Genomic DNA, 21479 nt, shown 5'->3' with positions numbered 1-21479 from the left:
GCCCGACAACGGTGACGGGCAGTGGGGGGACGAGCCCTTCCAGTGGCGCATAACTCCGCGTCAGCCACCACTTGAAGGTAAAAGCAACGTTGCAGAGACTATGCCTTCAAGTTTCGAAGTCAAGAGTGGGGTATCCGTGAGCTTCAGGGCGCGATGAGGCGGCTCGCGTTCAACTCTTAAAGTTGATCAACGGAGGCGCTGGCTGATGACCTTGGAGACGCCGTCGCCCTGCATGGAGACGCCGTAGAGCGCGTCCGCGACCTCCATCGTCCGCTTCTGGTGCGTGATCACGATCAGCTGCGAGCTCTCCTGGAGCTCCTGCATGATCCGGATCAGCCGCTGCAGATTGGTGTCGTCGAGGGCCGCCTCGACCTCGTCCATGACGTAGAACGGACTCGGCCTGGCCTTGAAGATGGCCACCAGCATCCCAACTGCCGTAAGGGATCGCTCGCCTCCCGACAGCAGCGACAGCCGCTTCACCTTCTTGCCCGGCGGCCTGGCCTCGACGTCCACGCCCGTGGTGAGCATGTTGTCGGGATCCGTGAGGATCAGACGTCCCTCGCCGCCCGGGAAGAGCCGCGAGAAGACCCCTTCGAACTCCCGCGCCGTGTCCCGGAACGCCTCGCTGAAGACCTGCTCGACACGCTCGTCGACCTCCTTCACAACCTGAAGCAGGTCGATCCGGGTCTTCTTCAGGTCTTCAAGCTGCTCCGAGAGGAACTTGTGCCGCTCCTCCAGCGCGGAGAACTCCTCAAGAGCCAGCGGATTCACCTTCCCGAGCTGCTGATACGCCCGTTCGGCCGCCCTCAGTCGCTTCTCCTGCTCACCGCGCACGAACGGCACGGGCTGGTTCCTCGGGTGCTCCGGGTCGTCGGGAAGCTCCTCTCCCTCCGCCGGCGGGGAGGGCGGCACCGGCTGCCCGGGGCCGTAGTCGGCCACGAGTCCGGCGGGCTCCACGCCCAGCTCCTCCAGCGCCTTCGTCTCCAGCTGCTCGATCCGCAGCCGCTTCTCGGCACCGAGTACCTCACCGCGGTGGACCGAATCAGTGAGTTTGTCGAGCTCCCCCTTGAGGTCCCGCCCCTGCCCTCGCTCCGTCACGAGGTCCTGCTCGCGCTCCCCCTTCGCCGCCTCGGCCGCGGCCCGCTCGGCCTCGGCCCGTACCAGCGACACCTCGACGTGCGCGAGCAGCTGCCGCGCACCGTCCGCGACGGCCCGCGCCACCTCGGCCTCGTGGAGCATCCGGGCCCGCCGCTGCTCGGCCCGCGCCCGCGCCTCGCGCTCGGCGCGTGCCCCGCGGTCGAGGGACTCGGCCCGCCCGGCGAGCCCCTTGACCCGCTCCTCGTGCGTACGGGCCTGAAGGCGGGCCTCCATCTCGGTCTGGCGGGCGTTGGCACCGTCGGCCGCCAGCCGGTCGCGTACGGAGGTGTCCGGCTCCTCCTCGGCCGGCATCTCCTCGGCGACCAGCAATCGCTCCGCCAGGACCTCGGCCTCCTCGGTCGCCCGCTCCAGCGCGTCCTGCGCCTTGGCCGCCGCGGCCGCCGACCGCTCGGCCTCTCCGGCGGCGCCGCGCGCCTGGCCCGCGAGACGGCCCAGCTGCTGGGCGACGCCCGACTTCTCCCGCTCGGCGGCCCGCCGCCGCTCACCCAGCTCCTCGACGAGCGCGGCACTCTCCTTGCGCCGCTCCCCCGCCGCCTGCTGGGCAGCGGCCAACTCCTCGCACCTCTGGTCGAGTTCGGCCAGCTCGGCGGCGGCCTCGTCCACGGAGGCCTGCACCTCGAGGAGGCTGGGCGCCCCGGCGGACCCGCCCTGCGCGAAGTGCGCGCCCAGGACGTCGCCCTCGGCAGTGACGGCGATCAGCCCGGGCCGGCCTGCCACCAGCTCCTCGGCGTCCTCCAGCGTCCCGACGACCACCATGTCCCGCAGCAGCTGACGCACGCCGGGCATCAACTCGGCCGGTCCGCGCACCAGTTCGGCGACGTACGGCAGCCCGGAGGCGTCGACGGCGGTACGTACCCCTGCGGCCTGCGCGGCCTCCACCGTGCCGTCGCTGTCCGTACGGCTCCCCGGCACACCCGCACCACCGGGCAGCACACCGGCCACGTCATGGCGCTCACCCGCCTGGTCCGGTACGACGCCGGGCGCGGCCAGCAGCAGTGCCGCCCGGCCCGCGTCCTGCTTGCGCAGGAGCCGGATCGCGTCCGCCGCCGTCGCCGGGTCGGCGACCGCGATCGCGTCCGCCGCGGCTCCCAGCGCCGCCGCCACCGGAACCTCGTACCCGGGAGCCACCGCGAGCAGCTCCGCCGCCGGGCCGAGCAGGCCCGTCAGCCGGTCCCCGGCCCCGAGCAGCGCGCCCGTGCCGTCCTTGCGGCGCAGCCCCAGCGCGAGCGCCTCGCGCCGGGCGGCCGTCGCGGCCCGCTTGCGCTCGGCGGACGTCGCGGCCTCACGGGCGGCGCTCAGCGCCGAGTCGGCCCGGGCGAGGGCCTGCTTCGCCGCGTCGTGCTGTTCGCCGAGCTCCGCGTCGCCCGCGTCGAGGCCGTCCACCTCGGCCTTGAGCAGCTCGTACTCCTCCTGGGCCGAGACCGCCCGCTCCTGCGCCCCGTCCCGCGCCTCCGCCAGCCGGTCGATCTCCGCCTGCGCGGACCCGGCCCGCGAACGTGCCGCGTTGACCTGCCCGTTCAGCCGGGCGAGCCCCTCGCGCCGGTCGGCGATGGCCCGCGCCACGTCCTTCAGCCGGCGCTCCTCGGTCACCAACTCCCGCTCCAGCTCGGCCCGGTGGGCGACCGTGTCCTCCAGCGCGTGCTCGGCCGCCTCCAGCGCGGCCTCCAGCTCGGCCTCCTGCTCACGGATCCGGGCGGCCTCGCGCTCCATGTCCTCCGGGTCGCGCCCGCGCCGTTCCTCGACCGGTGCCGAGGTCGCGCTCTTGACGCGTGCGTCGGCGAGCGACACCGTGCCGCGCACCCGCTCGGCCAGCTGGGAGAGTTCGTACCAGGTCTGCTGGGCCCGCTGGAGACGCGGCGCGAGACGCCGTACCTCGTCCTCCAGGTCCGCCTCACGCGCCAGCGCCGCCTTGAGCGCCGCCTCCGCGGCCTCCTTGCGCTGCTTGAGCGCGGCCTCGTCCTCGATCTCCGTACGCAGCGCGTCCCGCATCGCCACCAGGTCGTCGGCGAGCAGCCGCAGCCGCGCATCGCGCAGATCGGCCTGGATGACGGCGGCCCGCCGCGCCACGGCCGCCTGCCGCCCGAGCGGCTTGAGCTGACGCCTCAGCTCGTCGGTCAGATCCTGTACGCGCGCGAGGTTGGCCTGCATCGCGTCCAGCTTCCGCAGCGCCTTCTCCTTGCGCTTGCGGTGCTTGAGGACGCCTGCGGCCTCCTCGATGAAGGCCCTGCGCCCCATCGGATCGGCGTGCAGGATCGAGTCGAGCTGGCCCTGCCCGACGATCACGTGCATCTCGCGCCCGATGCCCGAGTCGGACAGCAGGTCCTGGATGTCGAGCAGCCGGCAGGTGTCCCCGTTGATCTGGTATTCGCTGCCGCCGTTGCGGAACATGATCCGGGTGATGGTGACTTCGGCGTACTCGATCGGCAGCGCGCCGTCGGAGTTGTCGATGGTCAGCGAGACCTCGGCGCGGCCCAGCGGCGGGCGGCCGGTGGTCCCGGCGAAGATGACGTCCTCCATCTTCCCGCCGCGCAGCGATTTGGCGCCCTGCTCGCCCATGACCCAGGAGAGCGCGTCCACCACGTTGGACTTGCCGGAGCCGTTGGGGCCCACGACGCAGGTGATGCCCGGCTCGAAGCGGAGCGTCGTGGCGGAGGCGAAGGATTTGAATCCGCGGAGGGTCATGGCCTTGAGGTGCACGCCGCCGGACTCTACCTTTCCGGGTGAAAGAAAGAAGGGACGCCGAAGCGTCCCTTGCATATCTTGTGCGGTGGTACGGGTGGTACCGGGTGGTTCCTAGCGGGGTGGCTGCTGTCAGGTGAGCGCAGGCTCCGCCTGGGGTACATCAATGTCGATGCCGTCGAGCAGCGACTCTCCGTGCTGGGCGGCGGCGTTCAGCGCATCGTTCTCGGACTGGATCCGAGTGAGCTCGGACTCGAGGTCCTGGACTCGCTGCTGAAGCCGTCGCATCTCGGAGAGAAGTCGCGGGTCGGAACCGCCGACGTAACCGAGAAGCGCCTTTGCCATGATGGATGGTCCTCCACACTGAGTGACCGACCGAAGCGGTGGTGGGTCGTAGGGGGAATCGCACCCGCGGTGCTCAGCAGTGCTGGTTTCTCGCTGCGTTCCTACTGCCAAACAGCTAAGGTGCGCGGGGTTTTAAGCGTCTCACCAAAAAGTTTGACGGTCAACACGATCACGCCCCGTATCCACGGGCAACCCGGGGGCGCGCGGCCTCAGAAGCGGCGGCGCGGCTCTCCTTCGGGGCCCTGGGGGCGGGAGATCATCCTCTACGTCGCAGCGTGGCACGGTCGGCGCGCATTGGCAACCACCAGGTCATTTCTGCCGAACGCACTTGCCAGAGGCGCCTTGCCAGTTCACGTACGGTGGCCGGCTCAGCGGATCGCGAAGCTCTCGTAGCCGCCGCGAGGAGTGTCCCAGATCTCAGTGACACCGTCGACGCGTCCGGGTGTGTCGTCGGAGCGGAGCCAGGCGAGGAGGAGGTCGCACTGCGCGCGCGGCCCTTCGGCCACCACCTGGACCCTGCCGTCCTCCAGGTTGAGGGCGAATCCCCTCAGGCCGCCGATCTGCAGGGCATTGGCCCTGGTGAACCAGCGGAAGCCCACGCCCTGGACTTTTCCGCGCACCCAGGCGGTGAGCCGTACATCTTCGTTCATGTCTGCACGCTAACCGGCCAATTGCTCACGGGACACTTCGGCCCCGTGCGCCATGGGCTACAGTCCGGACCCAATGAGCCTCACCCGTATGGGTGAGTCGTCGTGACGTAGGCCGTCGACCACGAGGAAGGCACCGCAGATGGGACGCCATCGACGCTCCGCCGCCGTACCGGCCGCAGTTGACTACGGCGAGGCAGGCCGGCACCGGGGCCGTGGCCGTGCGCGCCGCAAGAGCCGGGTCGCCCCCGTACGCACCGGACTGCTCGGCGTCTCCGCCGCAGCGGCCGTGGGCGCCGTGGCGATGGCCTCCGGCCTCCTGCCCGGCGGCGGCAACGCGTACAACGTCGGAGGCGGTGACCCTTCGGGCGACCAGGTCCGCGCGGACGGTGTCCCGGATCTGCAGACCCAGGGCGGCGAGTCCGCGACCCCCTCGTCCACCGCCACCTCCCCTTCTCCGAGCTCCGGCGCCACCCGCGCCCACGCACCGTCGACGAGCCCCTCGCCCGTCGCGCCGAAGACCTCGGCTCCTCCGTCAAAGGTGTCGAGCGCGCCGTCCGCGCCGACGAGGAGCGCGAGCGCCACGCCTTCACCCACGAAGACCGCGGCCAAGTCCGCGGTCCCGCTCGGCAAGGAGGCCGCGGCCCAGGCGGCGGTCCTCTCGCTGGTCAACAAGGAGCGGGCGACGGCCGGCTGCAGCCCGGTGACGGCCAACGGCCCGCTGGCCGCGCTGGCCACGGCCTTCAGCGAGGACATGGCCGCACGCAACTTCTTCGACCACACCGACCCGGACGGCAAGTCCCCCTGGGACCGCGCGGACGCGGCGGGCGTGAGCGGTCTGGGCGGCGAGAACATCGCCCGCGGCCAGGCCGACGCCGAGGCGGTCATGGACGCCTGGATGAACAGCCCCGGCCACCGGGCCAACATCCTGAACTGCGACTACAAGACGCTGGGCGTCGGCGTCCACTTCGGCTCCGGCGGTCCGTGGTGGACCCAGGACTTCGGCTTCTGAGCACTAACTCCTGGTGAGCGCTGTGCGCAGTACAGTGGACCCATGGACGATCTCGCCTTCGACGTATTCGCGAAGTCGTGCCCCTCGCGCGGAACGCTGGAGCACGTCACGGGCCGCTGGGGCAGCCTGACGCTGGGCGCGCTCCTCGAGGGGTCGCTGCGCTTCAACGAGCTGCGGCGGCGCGTCGACGGCGTCAGCGAGAAGATGCTCTCCCAGACGCTGCAGGCGCTGGAGCGCGACGGCCTGGTGCACCGCGAGGCGCAGCCGGTCAATCCGCCGCGCGTGGACTACGAACTCACGCCGCTGGGGCGGGAGATCGCCCAGCAGCTGCTCGGCCTCATCCACCTCGTCGAGGGCCGCATGGACCAGGTCCTGCAGTCGCGCGAGCGCTACGAAGCCGCCCGCGGCGGCCTCTGACAGCGCGGGCAGAAGTAGCTGGAGCGATTCATCCAGGGGCGCCTGCGGATGGAGGTGCCGCAGCGGCCGCACGGCTCGCCCTCGCGTCCGTAGGCGTCCAGCGACCGGTCGAAGTACCCGGATTCGCCGTTCACGTTGACGTAGAGGCTGTCGAAGCTGGTGCCGCCGACGGCGAGCGCGGCGTTCATGACGTCCCGGACATGGCCGAGGAGCTCGGCGGTCCTGGGCCGGGTGAAGCCCGCGGTGGGGCGCTCGTAGTGGACGCGGGAGCGCCAGAGCGCCTCGTCGGCGTAGATGTTGCCGACGCCGCTGATCAGCGACTGGTCGAGCAGGGCGCGCTTGATCGTCGTACGGCGCAGCCGCAGCGCCGTGTGGAACGCCTCGTCGTCGAACGCTTCGTCCAGCGGGTCGCGGGCGATGTGCGCGATGACGTCGGGCAGCCCGTCGGGGGTGTTCGGGTGGAGCGAGAGACCGCCGAAGGTGCGCTGGTCGACGAAGCGCAGCTCCGTACCGAGGGGATCGTCGAAGCGGACGCGGATCCTCAAGTGCTTCTCGTCCAGGGCCTCTTGGGGCTGTACGAGCAGCTGCCCGCTCATCCCCAGATGCCCGAGCACGGACGCGTCGGTGTCGTCGAGGGGAATCCAAAGGTACTTGCCCCTGCGCCGTGCGACGCCGAAGCGGTGCCCCTTGAGGGCGTGCGCGAAGTCCTCGCCGCCCGCGAGATGGCGGCGTACGGCACGCGGGTGCAGTACGTCCACCCCGGCGACGGTCCGGCCGGCCACCCAGCGCTCAAGACCGCGCCGTACGACTTCGACCTCGGGCAGCTCAGGCATCGCAATCCCCCTCGGGTACGGAAACCGCCCGCCCCCACTGAGGGGGCGGGCGGGGAAAGAACCGGCGTCAGGCCGTGGCGGCCGGATCGGTCGCGGCGGCCGAAGAGGTGTCGGCGACCTCTTCGTCCACTGCGGGCGCCACGGGCGCCTCCGCGGCGGCCTTGGCCTCCGCAGCACGCTTCTCGGCGTCCGCACTGATCTCGCGCCAGGCGGACTCCGCCGCCTGCTGCTCCGCTTCCTTCTTGCTGCGGCCGGTGCCGGTGCCGTACGAGACACCACCGACGCGGGCAGCAGCAGTGAAGGTCTTCTCGTGGTCCGGACCTGTCTCGCTGACCAGGTACTCCGGAACTCCGAGGCCTTCGCTCGCGGTGAGCTCCTGGAGACTGGTCTTCCAGTCCAGGCCCGCACCGAGGTTGGAGGACTTCTCGATGAGCGGGTCGAAGAGCCGGTGAACCAGCTCCGAGGCCGCGTCGAGGCCCTGATCCAGATAGACCGCGCCGATCACCGCTTCAAGGGTGTCGGCGAGGATGGAAGCCTTGTCCCGGCCACCCGTGCCTTCTTCACCGCGGCCGAGCCGGATGAAGAGACCGAGTTCTAGCCCGCGGCTCACCTCTGCGAGCGCACGCGAGTTGACCACCGCGGCCCGGAGTTTGGCCAGCTGGCCTTCCGGGAGATCGGGGTGGGTGCGGTACAGCGTGTCCGTGACCACCAGACCGAGCACGGAGTCCCCGAGGAACTCCAGACGCTCGTTGGTGGGCAGGCCGCCGTTCTCGTATGCGTACGAACGGTGCGTCAGCGCACGCACCAGAAGGGCGGACTCGAGTTGATACCCGAGCCGCCCTTCCAGAAGCGTGTGGGACGAGGCATTGTCCGTCTTGTGTGACTCAGACATGGTGCCTCTCACCAGCCGCTCAGACCTCGAGGACCTGGCGCTTGTTGTACGTGCCACAGCTGGGGCACGCGATGTGCTGCAGCTTCGGCTCCTGGCAGCGCTCGCACGAAACCAGGGTGGGGACCGCAGCCTTCCACTGCGACCGGCGGTGGCGCGTGTTGCTGCGCGACATCTTCCGCTTCGGAACAGCCACGGCTACTTCTCCTGCTTCTCGTCGACGCCAGATTCAGCGTCGTTAACGTTGTCCTTCTCGCCGACCTGGCCGGTCCCGACGAGTCCCTGCAACGCCGCCCAACGAATGTCGGGGACGTCATGGTGGTGACCGGGTTCGTCGTCCAGCCTGATTCCGCATTCGGAACACAGACCGGCACAGTCCTCCCGGCAGACCGGCTGCAGCGGCAGTGCGAGCACCACCGCGTCACGCAGCACGGGTTCGAGGTCGAACAAGCCGTCCTCGAGGGGGGTGATTTCCTCGTCCTCGGCGTCGTCGCCCGGCTCCGCGTTGCCACGGCTCCGGTCATCGGCGTCAGGGTACGAGAACATCTCCTGGTAGTCCGCTTCGAGATCGAGCTCGAGCGGCTCCAGACACCTTACGCACTCCCCCTTGGCCGATGCACGGGCGGTGCCTGTGACAAGCACCCCGTCCATGACCGACTCGAGGCGGAGGTTGATCTCCACCGGTGCGCCTTCCGGCACTCCGACGACCCCTTCGACGCCGAGGTCCCTGGGGGCCTCGGCCGTGCGGGACAGCCGCTTGAGGGCACCAGGACGCCGACCCAACTCGTGTGTGTCGAACACAAGAGGGTTGCGGTGGTCGAGGCGCGTGTTCAGGGCTTTTCCTGCTTTCGAAAATCTCTGGGGATGGCTGCCGAGCGGGCAGCTGGGATCGCGGACATACGCGCGACCGAAGAGCCAGGATACCGGTCGAGCCGCGATAGACCCAATCGGCCCCTGCTGACGCCTACCGGCCCTGTTCGTACTGACGCAGCTGATCGAGATCGATCATGCTCGTGTCGAAGAGGCTGGTCTCGTCGAGGGCGCTCTGCTGCTGGGGATACGGCTGCTGCTGGGGCTGCTGCGGGTAGCCGTTCTGGTCGTAGCCCTGCTGCTGGTACGCGTAGGGGTCCTGCTGGTACGCCGCGTACTGCTCCTGGGGCTGCTGCGGCTGCTGGTAGGCGTACGGGTCCTGCTGCTGAGGCTGCTGCTGGTACGCATACGGGTCGTACTGCTGCTGCGCCGGTACGGGAACCGCCTGGACCGGCACCTCCGCCTGCTGCACCGGCTGCGGCTCCGCCAGATCCGCCAGGAAGTCCGCGTCGCTGCCGCGCTGCTGCGGGTCCATGCCGTCCTGGGCCGCCATGTGCTCGCCGAGGTCGTCGATGGCGATGCGGCCGTGCAGCTTCTGCCGGCCCCGTCCCACCGCGTCGAGAGTCTTGGAGAGGACGGCCTCGAAGGCGCCCAGCTTGGTGTCGACGTAGGCGTCCGCGCGCTCGATGAGGGTCGCGGGGTCCGGGCTGTACTCCGGGGCGTCCTCGTCGGCGTAACCCTGCTCGTCGAGGCCGGGGCCGCGGCCGAGCAGCTTCTCGCGGCCGCGGTCGACGGAGCCGATGGTCTTGGTGAGGACGACCTCGAAGTTGGCCAGCTTGGAGTCGACGTAGTCGTCGGCCTCCGCACGGATCTCCTCGGCCTCGCGGCGGGCCTCGCTGAGGATCCGGTCCGCCTCGTCCTGGGACTGGCGGGCCACCTCGGTGTCGGAGATCAGGGAGCCGCGGTGGGCGTGCGCGGACTCGATGATCCGCTCGGCCTCCTGACGGGCCTGCTCGACCATCTGTTCGCGGCCGCCGATCAGCTCCTGCGCCTGGGCCAGGGAGCCCGGCAGGGCCTCCCGTACCTCTTCGAGCAGGGCGAGCAGCTCGGCGCGGTTGACCACGCACGAGGCCGACATGGGCATCGACCGGGCGCCCGCGACCGTTTCGACGATGTCGTCGAGCTTCTTCTGCACGTCCACCGTGTGCTCGCCACTCTCTACGCCGGGTTGGAGACGGACGGGGACGACTGTACGTCCAGTCGGCGCCCGCCCGACACCTGGTGACGGACTGTCAGGATTTCACTTCTCGCCGAGCCGCTGCGTCAGCGCCTCGTGGACCAGCGGAGGCAGCAGGTGGGAGACGTCTCCGCCCCAGGTCGCGACCTCCTTGACCAGACTGGAGGAGAGGAAGCTGTAGGTGGGGTTGGTCGGGACGAACAGCGTCTCGACGCCCGAGAGGCCGTTGTTCATCTGGGCCATCTGCAGCTCGTAGTCGAAATCGCTGACCGCGCGCAGGCCCTTCACGATGGCCGGGATGTCGCGCTGCTTGCAGAAGTCGACGAGCAGGCCGTGGAAGGACTCGACCTCGACGTTCCCGAAGTCTGCGGTCACCTGGCGGATCAGTTCGATCCGCTCGTCGACGGTGAAGAGACCGTGCTTCGACTGGTTGATCATCACGGCCACGTGTACGACGTCGTACAGCTTGGAGGCGCGGGCAATGATGTCGAGGTGTCCATTGGTGATGGGGTCGAAGGACCCCGGACAGACGGCGCGGCGCAACTGGATTCCCTGCCTCTCCGGTCCGGTCATCGTGCGTCTTCGCACGTAGCGGCGGCGCGACCGTACCAAAGCGTGCCCTCGCCGTAGCGACGGGCCCGCAAAGGCTCAAAACCCTTGGGCCACTTGAATTCTCCGCCTCTGGTGCTGCGTTCCACGGTGGCCACGGCGTCCTCCGTGAGCCAGCCCTGCGTACGGAGTGTGAGGAGGATCTCCCGAAGATCGTCGTCGCCGACGGCGTACGGAGGGTCGAGGAAGACGAGGTCGTACGGCGCCTGGGGAGCCGGTCCCGTCACGATCTGTTCCGCTTTGCCCGTACGGACTTCCGCACCCGGGAGGCCGAGCGTGCGCACGTTGGCACGGACAGTGGCGGCGGCGCGGGAGTCGGCCTCGACGAGGAGGGCGTGGACGGCACCACGGGAGAGCGCCTCCAGGCCGACGGCGCCGGAGCCCGCGTACAGATCGGCGATACGGACGCCCTCCAGCGTGCCCAGGAGCGACTCCCAGGTGGAGAAGAGGCCCTCGCGCGCACGGTCGGACGTGGGGCGGGTGCCGTTGCCCGGCGGGACGGCGAGCAGGCGCCCGCCGGCCGTACCGGCGATCACGCGGGTCATCTGAGGTCCTTCGGGTGGGCTGCTTGGTGCCAGTGAGGTGCTCCCCCAGTCTCTCAGCCCTTGTCGAGGTACTGCTCGCGCTCCTGGTCAAGCAGTGCGTCCAGAGCGATGCGCAGCTCCGGCAGTCGCTCCAGGTCGGGGTCGGCGGCGACGACCGTCACGGCCTCCTCGCGGGCGGCGGCGATGACCTCCTCGTCCTCGATGACGGCGAGCATCCGCAGCGAGGAGCGGACGCCGGACTGGGCCTGGCCGAGGACGTCGCCCTCGCGGCGCTGTTCGAGGTCGATACGGGAGAGCTCGAAGCCGTCCAGCGTCGCGGCCACCGCGCCCAGCCGGGCCCGGGCGGGGCTGGCCTCGTGCGCCTCGCTGACCAGCAGACAGAGCCCGGGCGCCGAGCCGCGGCCCACGCGGCCGCGCAGCTGGTGCAGCTGGGAGACCCCGAACCGGTCCGCGTCCATGATCACCATCACGGTGGCGTTGGGCACATTGACGCCGACCTCGATGACGGTGGTCGCGACGAGCACGTCCACGTCGCCGGCGGCGAAGCGCCGCATCACGTCGTCCTTGTCGTCGGGTGCCATGCGCCCGTGCAGGATCTCGACCCGCAGCCCGCTCAAAGGCCCCTTGGTGAGCTGCTCGGCGATCTCGACGACGGCGAGCGGCGGCCGCTTCTCGGGGTCCTCTTCAGCAGCCTTCTGCTTCTTCTTCGGCTCGTCCTCGCCGTCCCCGATGCGCGGGCAGACGACATACGCCTGATGCCCGTTCTCGACCTCCTCGCGTACGCGCTCCCACGCACGCGCCAGGAAATGTGGCTTGTCCTTGGCCGGTACGACATGGGTGGCGATCGGCGAGCGGCCCGCCGGGAGCTGGTCCAGGACCGAGGTCTCCAGGTCACCGAAGACGGTCATCGCGACCGTACGGGGAATGGGCGTCGCGGTCATGACCAGCAGATGCGGGGGCTGCTTGCCCTTGGAGCGCAGGGCGTCGCGCTGCTCCACCCCGAAGCGGTGCTGCTCGTCCACGACGACCAGGCCCAGGTCGTGGAACTGCACCTTGTCCTCGATGAGCGCATGCGTGCCGATCACGAGCCCGGCCTCACCGGTGACCAGGTCGAGCAGCGCCTGGCGGCGGGCGGGCATCCCCATCGAGCCGGTGAGCAGGACGACCTTGGTGCCCGCGTCGGAGCCGCCGAGCATGCCGCCCTCGGCGAGCTCGCCCATCATCTCGGTGATGGAGCGGTGGTGCTGCTGGGCGAGGACCTCGGTGGGCGCGAGCATCGCGGCCTGACCGCCCGCGTCGACGACGGCGAGCATGGCGCGCAGGGCGACCATGGTCTTCCCCGACCCGACTTCCCCCTGGAGCAGCCGGTGCATCGGGTGCTCGGTGGCGAGGTCGTCGAAGATCTCCTTGGTGACCTTCTGCTGGCCGTCGGTGAGGGTGAAGGGCAGCTTGGCGTCGAAGGCGTCGAGGAGGCCGTCGGCGACGGGCTTCCTTGCCACGGCGGGGAGTTGGGCGTCCGCGTACCGCCGGCGGGCGAGCGCCACCTGCAGGACGAACGCCTCGTCCCACTTGAGCCGGTCGCGGGCCTCCGCGATGTCGGCCTTCGTCTGCGGGCGGTGGATCTTCCGCAGTGCGTCGGGGAGCGCGATCAGACCGCGGCCCTCGCGCAGGGCGGGCGTGAGCGGGTCGACGGCCTCGTCCGCGCTGGGCAGGACCAGGTCGACACACTTGGCGATCTTCCAGGACTCCAGCTGCTTGCAGGCCGGGTAGATCGGGATCTGCTGGTTCGCCCAGGCAGTGACGGAGCCGGCATCGGTGTCGGCGTCGAGCAACTCATAGGCGGGGTGGGCGAGTTGGAAGGTCTGGCGGAACTTCGAGACCTTGCCGGAGAACATCGCGCGGCGGCCGGGGAGGAGCTCCTTGTGGGGCTTGTGGAGGCCGTTGCCGAAGAAGACGAGCTGGAGGCGTCCGCTGCCGTCGGTGATGTTCACCTCCAAACGCTTGCCGCTGCCACTGCCGAAGGTGAGGACCCGGGCGTCGGCGACCTGCGCGAAGACGGTGACGTGCTCGTCGAGGGGGAGGTCGGCGAGCTGGGTGAGCTCGCCGCGCTCGGCGTAGCGGCGGGGGTAGTGGTGCAGGAGGTCGCCGACCGTGTGCAGGTCGAGATGCTCGGCCATCACCTTGGCGGTGGGGGCGCCGAGTGTCTTCTTGAGGGGTTCGTCTAGCGCGGGCACGCGATCTATTGCACACCATGGGTCTGACATTGCGGCTAATCCGGCCCGTTCGGGACCCGCACAAGCGAGCCCAGATCAGCAAAATCAAGCCCCTCCGGCGATTGAGGAGCAGGGTCCGGGCAGCGCCCCGGGGCGGGGTCGCGCCTATTCGACGCCGATCAGCAGTGGCGCCGCCTGGGGACCCCCCGCATAGACCACCGTGTCCACCGCCAGGTGGCGTTCGCGTACGTACGCCTCAAGCCCCTCCGCCACCGAGTCCGGCACACCCTCCCCCACCACCAGCGTGACCAGTTCCCCGCCCGCCGCCAGCATCCGGTGCAGCACCGTCTCTGCCGTTGTCGCCACGTCCGCGCCGATCACCGCCACGTCGCCGTCGATCAGGCCCAGCACGTCGCCGGCCTGGCAGATGCCCGCCGACGTCCACGACTGCCGTTCCGCGACGGCCAGTTCGGCGTAGCGCGTCGTGCGGGCCGCCGCCGTCATCGCCACCACGTCCTCGTCGAAGCGGCGCTCCGGCTCGTGGACGGCCAGGGCCGCGATCCCCTGGACGGCCGCCCGCGTGGGAATGAGCGCGACCCGTACGCCCTCCGTACGCATCTGCTCCGCGGCCGCCGCAGCCGTGTGGCGCAGGTCCGCGTCGTTCGGCAGGAGGACCACCTCGCGGGCGTGCGCCCGGCGGATCGCGTCGACGAGTTCTCCGCTGGCGGGCGGCTCCCCGGGGCGTGCGAGCACGGTCGTCGCGCCCGCCTCCGAGCACAGCTCCGCGAGCCCCGCGCCGGGGACGACCGCCACCACCGCGCGCTGGATCTGCTCGCGCGCCTCGACTGCCGCGGCGGCGAAGTGGGTGATGCGGATCCGGTACGGGCGCCCCGCCTCGACCCCCGCCTCAACCGCGGCTCCGGCGTCGTCCACGTGCACATGAACGTTCCACAGCCCGTCGCCGCCGACCACGACCAGCGATTCGCCGAGTGCGTCCAGGCGCGTACGGAGCCGGGCCACCGCCTCGTCCTCCGCCTCCAGCAGATAGATCACCTCGAAGGCCGGGCCGCCCTCCTCCGGGTCCGCCGCGCAGTCGGCGGCCTCCACGAGCACCCCGTGGCCCCGCCCCTGCGCGGCCGGCGTCTCCCCGGTCAGCGCGCCCACCAGCGCGGCCAGCACATCCACCAGACCCCGCCCGCCCGCGTCCACGACGCCCGCGCGCCCCAGCACGGCCAGCTGCCCCGGGGTCTCCCGCAGCGCCTCCCGTGCGCCGTCGTACGCCGCCCGCGCCACCTCCGCGCAGCCGCCGCCCGCCGACTCCGCCGCATCGGCGGCCGCGGTCGCCACCGTCAGCATCGTGCCCTCGACCGGGTGCGCGACCGCCCGGTACGCCGATGTGGCCGCCGTGCGCAGCGCCCGCCGCAGCAGTACGGCGTGATCCTGCTCACCCTCCGGCTCCGCCAGCACCTCGGACATCCCCCGCAGCAGCTGCGACAGGATCGTCCCGGAGTTCCCCCGGGCCCCGATCAGCGCCCCGTGGGCCATCGCGCGGATCACGTCAGCCGTCTCCGGGGTTTCGGCGCCGTACCCCGTGAAGACCGCCTCGACCGCCTGGGAGGCGGATTCCAGGGTCAGATAGAGGTTGGTTCCGGTGTCCCCGTCCGCGACCGGATAGACATTGATCGCGTCGATCTCCTCGCGGTCGCTGCCCAGTGCGTCGAGCGCGAGCGAGCACCAGGTGCGTACCGCGACGGCATCGAGATCGTCGGGGATCTGCGGCACCTGGCGTCCTCCTTGACATCCTTGAGCAGCGGCGTTGCACCGCAGGGTAGACCCCGTGGGAGACAAGGGGCCGGGGCAGGGGGCGTCCCGGACATGGTAGTTTCGTATCTCCGAAGCCGCCGTTGTATGCTGCTTCGGTTGCCCGATGAGAGTCGGGCCAAATCCCCCGGCAAGCCACCATCAGTTACCTGATTCCGGTGCGCCGGAATTCATCGTAATTCTGAAGTCTTTGGAGTGACCCGTGGCTGCCAACTGCGACGTCTGTGGCAAGGGCCCCGGCTTCGGCAACAACATTTCGCACTCGCACCGCCGTACGTCCCGTCGCTGGAACCCCAACATCCAGCGCGTGCGTGCAGTGGTCGGTCGGACGCCGAAGCGGCTCAACGTCTGCACCTCGTGCATCAAGGCCGGCAAGGTCTCGCGCTAACGCGACGTTCCGTCGTAGCGCAGCCCCTTGCGGTTGCCTTGATAAAGCCGGTCCACCTCGGTGGACCGGCTTTTTCGCGTGCCCGAAAAGCCTCAGCCGGTACGGAACCGCCACCCGTGGTCGACCGGCCCGATCCCGCCGCCGAGCGGGAAGCCCGCCGCGATCGCGCCCGTGACGTACTCCTTGGCGGCCGCCACCGCCTCAGGGACCGAAAGCCCGCGCGCCAGGTACGAAGCGACCGCCGAGGCCAGCGTGCACCCCGTCCCGTGCGTATGACGGTTGTCGAGCCTCGGCGCCCGCAGCCAGTGCTCCTCGGTGCCGTCCGTCAGCAGGTCCACCGCCTCACCGGCGAGATGCCCGCCCTTGATGAGCGCCCAGCGCGGCCCGTACTCCAGAATCGCCCCGGCAGCCCGCACCAGGTCCGCCTCCGCCTCGACGTGCACCCCGGTCAGCTGGGCCACCTCGTCGAGGTTGGGCGTGGCCACGGTCGCCACCGGCAGCAGCTTCCTGCGTACGGAATCGAGCGCCGATGCCGCGAGCAGCGGATCCCCGTGCTTGGAGACGCCCACAGGGTCCACCACGACCGGGGCGTCGGTGCCGGCCAGCAGCTCCGCGACCGTCTCGACGAGCTCGGCCGTCGCCAGCATCCCGGTCTTCACCGCGTCGACGCCGATGTCGTCGACGACCGCCCGGTACTGGGCCCGTACCGCGTCGGCCGGAAGCTCCCACGCGCCCTGCACGCCCAGCGAGTTCTGCGCGGTGACCGCGGTGAGCACGCTCATGCCGTGCACGCCGAGCGCCAGCATCGTCTTGAGGTCGGCCTGGATGCCGGCCCCGCCGCCGGAGTCCGATCCGGCGACCGTCAGTACGAGAGGGGGGTGGTTCATGATCCGTCTCCTGAGAAGTGGTCCCAGCCGCCCTTGCTCGTCCAGGGCGCTCCGTCGACCGTCACCTGGGGCAGCGCGGAGGGGTTGAGGACCTCGCCGATGACCTTCCAGCGGGCGGGCAGCTTCACGTCCGGCGGGAAGGTCGCCACGATCGCGTGGTCCTCTCCCCCGGTGAGCACCCACTGCAGCGGGTCGACGCCGACCGCCTGACCGATGTCGTTCATCTGCGAGGGGATGTCGATGAGTCCGGCCCGCAGATCGATACGGACCTTGCTGGCCTCGGCGATATGACCGAGGTCGGCGACGAGCCCGTCGCTCACATCGGTCATCGCGGTGGCGCCGAGCCCGGCGGCCGCGGGTCCCGCGTGGTACGGCGGTTCGGGCCTGCGGTGTGCCTCGACGAAGGCGCGCGGCGAGCGGAACCCCCGTGACAGGACGGCGAATCCGGCCGCCGACCACCCCAACCACCCGGTGACGGCGACGACATCGCCCGGCTGCGCACCGGACCGGAGCACCGGCTCGTGGTTGCGCAGATCCCCAAGTGCCGTGATGGAGACGGTGATCGTGTCCCCGCGCACCACATCGCCGCCGACCACGGCGGCGCCCGCGACCTGGCACTCGTCGCGGATTCCGTCCATCAGCTCGACGGGCCAGGCGGCGGGCAGTTCGGCGGGTACGACGAGGCCGAGCAGGATCGCCGTGGGCACCGCGCCCATGGCGGCGATGTCGGCGAGATTCTGCGCGGCCGCCTTGCGCCCGACGTCGTACGCGGTCGACCAGTCGCGGCGGAAGTGCCGCCCCTCGATCAGGATGTCCGTGCTCGCCACGACTCTCCGGTCGGGTGCGGCCACGACCGCGGCGTCGTCGCCCGGTCCCAGCTTCACCGCCGGAGTGGTGGTGAGCCGGGAGGTGAGCTCTCTGATCAGCCCGAATTCCCCGAGCTCCCCCACGGTGCCCTTCATGTTCGTACCCCTTCTGCCCCTGTGCGCTTGCGGTCGCGAGCGGTGCCTGCTGTCGGTACCGTCGAAAGAGACGTCAACCGTGACGTCAACTTCTGTTCTCCGTACGCCCCGATGTGTGCGACAACCGGGCGCGCGGGTCTCCCCGTGGCCCGGAACGACGCGATACCTTGGCGTCCCTTTCCCTCTCCCCACAAGATCCTCGTGGCCGCCCTGGAGGTTCCGTGGTACAGGCGTACATCCTCATCCAGACCGAAGTGGGAAAGGCGTCGACTGTCGCCGATCTCATCGGGAAGATCCCCGGGGTCATACAGGCCGAGGACGTGACAGGACCGTACGACGTGATCGTGCGCGCCCAGGCCGACACCGTCGACGAACTCGGTCGCATGGTGGTCGCCAGAGTCCAGCAGGTGGACGGCATCACCCGCACCCTGACCTGCCCGGTGGTGCACCTGTAGCCCCGTCTACGCTGGGCCGGTGACTTCATCGCGCCGCCGGCTCCTCTCTCTTCCCGCCACAGCACTGCTGCTCGCCGCGGCGGGCTGCTCGGCGGGCGGCGCTCCTCAGGTCTCCGTCCCCAAGCCGCCCGCCGGTGAGGCCGCGTACTGCAAGGCGCTCGCCAAGGTGCTGCCGGAGACCGTCGCGGGGCTGAAGCGGAGCGATGTCGAGCCGAAGTCCGAACTGACCGCCGGCTGGGGGGACAACGCCGCGATCGTACTGCGCTGCGGTGTCCCCCGGCCCGAGAAGATGGACGACCCGAACGCGCTGGGCGTCGAGGCGGACGGCGTGAAGTGGATGCTGGAGCAGCTGAACAGCGGTCCGCGGTTCACCACGACCTACCGCAAGGTGTACGTCGAGGTCGCACTGGAGAAGAAGTACGACCACGACGTGACTCCTCTGTCGGACTTCGCGGCGGCGGTCGCCAAGACCGTCCCGCTCACCGTGAAGGCGTGAGGCAGCGCCTCAGCGCAGCCCCGTCGAGCGGTTGAGGGCCGCCTGGATGAGCCGGTCCACCAGCTCCTGGTAACCGACGCCGCTCTCCTGCCACATGCGCGGGTACATCGAGATCGGCGTGAAGCCCGGCATCGTGTTGATCTCGTTGATGACGAACTCGCCGTCCTCGGTGAGGAAGAAGTCCGCGCGGACCAGACCCTCGCAGGACACCGCGTCGAAGGCCTCGACCGCGAGGCGCTGCACCTCGGCGGTCTGCTCGGGGGTCAGCGGGGCGGGCACGAGCCCGGTCGCCGAGTCGATGTACTTCGCCTCGAAGTCGTAGAAGTCGTGCGCGGTGACCGGCGGGATCTCGGCGGGCACGCTGGCACGCGGTCCGTCCTCGAACTCCAGCACCCCGCACTCGATCTCGCGGCCGCGCAGCAGCGACTCGACGAGGATCTTGGGGTCGTGGCGCTGGGCCTCCTCGACCGCCTCGTCGAGGCCTTCGAGGGAGTCGACCTTGGTGATGCCCATCGAGGAGCCGCCGCGGGCGGGCTTGATGAAGAGCGGCCAGCCGTGCTCTCCGGCGAAGTCCACGATCTTCTTGCGGGCGGCGGCGGGGTCGAGCTTCCACTCGCGGGGGCGGACGACCTCGTAGGGGCCGACCTTGAGCCCGTACGAGATGAAGACCCGCTTCATGTACTCCTTGTCCTGCCCGACGGCGGAGGCGAGAACGCCCGCGCCGACGTACGGGATCCCGGAGAGCTCCAGAAGCCCCTGGAGGGTGCCGTCCTCGCCGTACGGGCCGTGCAGCATCGGGAAGACGACGTCGACCTCGCCCAGCGCCTTGGGCACGGAACCCTGCTCGCTGTAGACCACTTCGCGGTTGCCCGGGTCGACCGGGAGCACCACGGCCCCCTCGGTGGACTCCGCGATCTCCGCGATGGTCGGCATACGGCGGTCGGTGACGGCCATCCGCTCCGGCTCGTCGGCGGTGAGCGCCCAGCGGCCGTCCGTCGTGATGCCGATGGGCAGCACGTCGTACTTGGTCCGGTCGATGGCGCGCAGGATGGCGCCCGCTGTGACGATCGATACGCCGTGTTCGGAGCTGCGTCCGCCGAAGACGACCGCCACACGCGGCTTGCGACGCTGCTGATCAGGGCTCTGGGGGAGGTTCTCGCTGCTCATATCGGGTTGAGGGTACCTGCTGGTACCGGTCGAGTCAGCGGCGCTCGGCCTTGGCGCTGCGGCCCATCAGCTCCTTGAGCGCCACGAGCGGGGGCTTCCCGTTGTGGACGATGTCGACCACCGTGTCGGCGATCGGCATCTCGACGCCGTGGCGCCGGGCCAGATCGGCCACGGACTCACAGGACTTGACGCCCTCGGCGGTCTGCTTGGTGACCGCGATGGTCTCCTGGAGCGTCATCCCGCGGCCGAGGTTGAGGCCGAAGGTGTGGTTGCGGGAGAGCGGCGAGGAGCAGGTGGCGACCAGGTCGCCGAGGCCCGCGAGGCCGGAGAAGGTCAGCGGGTCGGCGCCCATCGCGAGGCCCAGACGCGTCGTCTCGGCCAGACCGCGCGTGATGAGGGAGCCCTTGGCGTTGTCGCCGAGCCCCATGCCGTCCGCGATGCCGACCGCCAGGCCGATCACGTTCTTCACCGCGCCGCCCAGCTCGCAGCCGATGACGTCGGTGATCGTGTACGGGCGGAAGTACGGGGTGTGGCAGGCGGCCTGGAGCCGCTGCGCGACGGCTTCGTCGGTGCAGGCGACCACCGCGGCGGCCGGCATCCGGCTGGCGATCTCCTTGGCCAGGTTGGGCCCGGAGACGACGGCGATGCGCTCGGAGGGGACCTTGGCGACCTCCTCGATCACCTCGCTCATGCGCTTGGCGGTGCCGAGTTCGATGCCCTTCATCAATGAGACGAGGACGGTGTCGGCGGCGAACAGTTCGGCCCAGGAGGCGAGATTCGCGCGCAGCGTCTGCGAGGGCACGGCGAACACCGCGAACTCGGCGCCCTCCGCGGCCTCGGCGGGATCCGTCGTGGCGCGCAGAGCCGCGGGGAGTTCGAGCCCGGGGAAGTAGTCGGGGTTGGTACGCGTGGTGTTGATGGCCTCGACGAGTTCGGGGCGGCGACCCACGAGGGTCACGTCGCACCCCGCATCGGCGAGCACCGTGCCGAAGGCGGTGCCCCACGATCCGGTTCCGAATACGGCTGCTCGGGTCACTTGGAGCCCTCCCCCGCGGCCTTGCGCCGCTCTTCTGCGCGGACCTTGCGGTGGTCGTACGGCTCGGCGGGCGCCTTCTCGCCGCGCAACTCCTCCAGGATGACGGTGATCGCGGCCATGATGACCTCGGTCGCCTCCTTCAGGACCTCGGGCGTCGCTTCCTTGTCGTAGAAGCGTGCGAGGTCGACCGGCGGACCGGCCTTCACCTGGAGGGTCTTGCGCGGGAAGAAGCGGAACTTCTTCTCCTTGGCGTACGGCGGCATCGCCAGGTTGGCGCCCCACTGGGCCACCGGGATGACGGGGGCACGGGTGAGCAGCGCGGCGCGTGCGACACCGGACTTGGCGGTCATCGGCCACTGGCCGGGGTCCCGGGTGAGCGTGCCCTCGGGGTAGAACGCGACGCATTCGCCGCTCTCGACGGCCTCGACGGCGGCGCGGAAGGCGCCGAAGGCGCTGGAGGACTCGCGGTACACGGGGATCTGGCGGGTGCCGCGCAGCAGGGTTCCTACGACGGGGGCCTTGAAGAGGCCTGCCTTGGCGAGGAATCGGGGAACTCGGCCGCTGTTGTACTGGAAGTGGCCGTAGGAGAACATGTCGAGATACGAGTTGTGATTGACGGCCGTGATAAATCCGCCGTCGGCCGGAATGTTCTCCATTCCGCTCCAGTCCCGCTTGAACAGAACAATCAGCGGCGGCTTGGAGATGACCGCCGCCAGGCGGTACCAGAAGCCGATTCTGCGGCGGGACACTCGGACACCTTCCTGTCTGCCTGGCTACCGACCGTCAAGTCTCGCCCCAGGCCCCTGCTCTGTAGAGAACACCGTACGCCCGGGCCGCCCGGCCGGGCATCGGGGGCTCGGGCCACAATGGGGC

At 70.3% G+C, this 21479-nt stretch carries 22 protein-coding genes; 5 read left to right on the top strand and 17 right to left on the bottom strand.

What is annotated here, in order from left to right:
* Positions 1-186: 186 nt before the first annotated feature.
* From OG707_RS29150 to OG707_RS29140, 3 genes are all read right to left on the bottom strand, one after another.
* On the bottom strand, positions 187-3855 hold the full coding sequence (locus OG707_RS29150; protein ID WP_329123462.1) for an AAA family ATPase: 3669 nt from the start codon (positions 3853-3855) through the stop codon (positions 187-189).
* A 114-nt stretch (positions 3856-3969) separates the two neighbouring features.
* A complete protein-coding gene (locus OG707_RS29145) occupies positions 3970-4182 on the bottom strand; it encodes a hypothetical protein (RefSeq protein WP_329123460.1) in 213 nt (70 codons plus the stop codon).
* A 368-nt stretch (positions 4183-4550) separates the two neighbouring features.
* The gene (locus OG707_RS29140; protein ID WP_329123458.1) at positions 4551-4832 is read right to left on the bottom strand and encodes an acylphosphatase; all 282 of its coding nucleotides are present in this window, start codon (positions 4830-4832) and stop codon (positions 4551-4553) included.
* 139 nt (positions 4833-4971) lie between these two features.
* On the opposite strand from OG707_RS29140, the gene OG707_RS29135 reads away from it, so the two are divergent.
* A complete protein-coding gene (locus tag OG707_RS29135; protein WP_329123456.1) occupies positions 4972-5841 on the top strand; it encodes a CAP domain-containing protein in 870 nt (289 codons plus the stop codon).
* A gap of 42 nt (positions 5842-5883) precedes the next feature.
* The gene (locus tag OG707_RS29130) at positions 5884-6258 is read left to right on the top strand and encodes a winged helix-turn-helix transcriptional regulator (RefSeq protein WP_329123455.1); all 375 of its coding nucleotides are present in this window, start codon (positions 5884-5886) and stop codon (positions 6256-6258) included.
* On the opposite strand, the gene mutM is transcribed toward OG707_RS29130, so the two are convergent.
* The 9 genes from mutM to OG707_RS29085 form a co-directional block, all read right to left on the bottom strand.
* Positions 6231-7091, bottom strand: coding sequence for a bifunctional DNA-formamidopyrimidine glycosylase/DNA-(apurinic or apyrimidinic site) lyase (mutM, locus tag OG707_RS29125; protein WP_329123453.1), 861 nt, complete (start codon positions 7089-7091; stop codon positions 6231-6233). The genes OG707_RS29130 and mutM overlap by 28 nt on opposite strands.
* Before the next feature lie 67 nt (positions 7092-7158).
* A complete protein-coding gene (rnc, locus tag OG707_RS29120) occupies positions 7159-7983 on the bottom strand; it encodes a ribonuclease III (RefSeq protein WP_329123451.1) in 825 nt (274 codons plus the stop codon).
* 19 nt (positions 7984-8002) lie between these two features.
* Positions 8003-8176: a 50S ribosomal protein L32 gene (gene rpmF / locus OG707_RS29115; RefSeq protein ID WP_003965982.1), complete on the bottom strand. Its 174-nt coding sequence runs from the start codon at positions 8174-8176 to the stop codon at positions 8003-8005.
* A gap of 2 nt (positions 8177-8178) precedes the next feature.
* Positions 8179-8814 (bottom strand): YceD family protein, encoded by a 636-nt coding sequence (locus tag OG707_RS29110; protein WP_329128029.1) that lies wholly within the window; start codon positions 8812-8814, stop codon positions 8179-8181.
* A 130-nt stretch (positions 8815-8944) separates the two neighbouring features.
* Positions 8945-9991: a DivIVA domain-containing protein gene (locus tag OG707_RS29105; protein ID WP_329123449.1), complete on the bottom strand. Its 1047-nt coding sequence runs from the start codon at positions 9989-9991 to the stop codon at positions 8945-8947.
* Between the two features lie 99 nt (positions 9992-10090).
* On the bottom strand, positions 10091-10570 hold the full coding sequence (gene coaD, locus OG707_RS29100) for a pantetheine-phosphate adenylyltransferase (RefSeq protein WP_329128027.1): 480 nt from the start codon (positions 10568-10570) through the stop codon (positions 10091-10093).
* A 26-nt stretch (positions 10571-10596) separates the two neighbouring features.
* Entirely contained in the window at positions 10597-11181 is a 585-nt protein-coding gene (rsmD, locus tag OG707_RS29095; RefSeq protein WP_329123446.1) for a 16S rRNA (guanine(966)-N(2))-methyltransferase RsmD, read from the bottom strand.
* A gap of 53 nt (positions 11182-11234) precedes the next feature.
* Complete coding sequence (gene recG / locus OG707_RS29090; protein WP_329123444.1) at positions 11235-13415, bottom strand: ATP-dependent DNA helicase RecG; 2181 nt, start codon at positions 13413-13415, stop codon at positions 11235-11237.
* Positions 13416-13559: 144 nt separating this feature from the next.
* A complete protein-coding gene (locus OG707_RS29085) occupies positions 13560-15176 on the bottom strand; it encodes a DAK2 domain-containing protein (RefSeq protein WP_329123441.1) in 1617 nt (538 codons plus the stop codon).
* Positions 15177-15417: 241 nt separating this feature from the next.
* Between OG707_RS29085 and rpmB the strand changes: the two genes are divergently transcribed.
* Positions 15418-15603 (top strand): 50S ribosomal protein L28, encoded by a 186-nt coding sequence (gene rpmB, locus OG707_RS29080; RefSeq protein WP_003957616.1) that lies wholly within the window; start codon positions 15418-15420, stop codon positions 15601-15603.
* A gap of 92 nt (positions 15604-15695) precedes the next feature.
* Here the strand turns inward: rpmB and thiD are convergent, their stop codons facing one another.
* Positions 15696-16490 carry a bifunctional hydroxymethylpyrimidine kinase/phosphomethylpyrimidine kinase gene (thiD, locus tag OG707_RS29075; protein WP_329123438.1) on the bottom strand — a complete coding sequence of 265 codons (795 nt, stop codon included), beginning with the start codon at positions 16488-16490 and terminating at the stop codon, positions 15696-15698.
* Positions 16487-17452, bottom strand: coding sequence for a thiamine-phosphate kinase (locus OG707_RS29070; RefSeq protein WP_329123437.1), 966 nt, complete (start codon positions 17450-17452; stop codon positions 16487-16489). The genes thiD and OG707_RS29070 overlap by 4 nt, the downstream gene beginning before the upstream one ends.
* 221 nt (positions 17453-17673) lie before the next feature.
* Between OG707_RS29070 and OG707_RS29065 the strand changes: the two genes are divergently transcribed.
* A complete protein-coding gene (locus OG707_RS29065; protein WP_030216582.1) occupies positions 17674-17907 on the top strand; it encodes an Lrp/AsnC family transcriptional regulator in 234 nt (77 codons plus the stop codon).
* A 19-nt stretch (positions 17908-17926) separates the two neighbouring features.
* Complete coding sequence (locus tag OG707_RS29060) at positions 17927-18403, top strand: DUF3515 domain-containing protein (RefSeq protein WP_329123435.1); 477 nt, start codon at positions 17927-17929, stop codon at positions 18401-18403.
* Between the two features lie 9 nt (positions 18404-18412).
* On the opposite strand, the gene OG707_RS29055 is transcribed toward OG707_RS29060, so the two are convergent.
* Genes OG707_RS29055 through OG707_RS29045 form a run of 3 tightly spaced genes read right to left on the bottom strand, consistent with a single transcriptional unit; the run spans position 18413 to position 21355 of the window.
* The gene (locus OG707_RS29055; protein WP_329123434.1) at positions 18413-19570 is read right to left on the bottom strand and encodes a D-alanine--D-alanine ligase family protein; all 1158 of its coding nucleotides are present in this window, start codon (positions 19568-19570) and stop codon (positions 18413-18415) included.
* Positions 19571-19604: 34 nt separating this feature from the next.
* Positions 19605-20606 carry an NAD(P)H-dependent glycerol-3-phosphate dehydrogenase gene (locus OG707_RS29050; protein WP_329123433.1) on the bottom strand — a complete coding sequence of 334 codons (1002 nt, stop codon included), beginning with the start codon at positions 20604-20606 and terminating at the stop codon, positions 19605-19607.
* Positions 20603-21355, bottom strand: a complete 753-nt coding sequence (locus OG707_RS29045; RefSeq protein ID WP_329123432.1) for a lysophospholipid acyltransferase family protein — start codon at positions 21353-21355, stop codon at positions 20603-20605. Before OG707_RS29045 ends, OG707_RS29050 begins: the two co-directional genes overlap by 4 nt.
* Positions 21356-21479 lie beyond the last annotated feature (124 nt).

Origin of the sequence: Streptomyces sp. NBC_01465, assembly GCF_036227325.1 — a bacterium.
In the GTDB taxonomy this organism is placed as follows: Bacteria; Actinomycetota; Actinomycetes; order Streptomycetales; family Streptomycetaceae; genus Streptomyces.
This window is presented reverse-complemented; position numbering and strand designations above follow the sequence as displayed.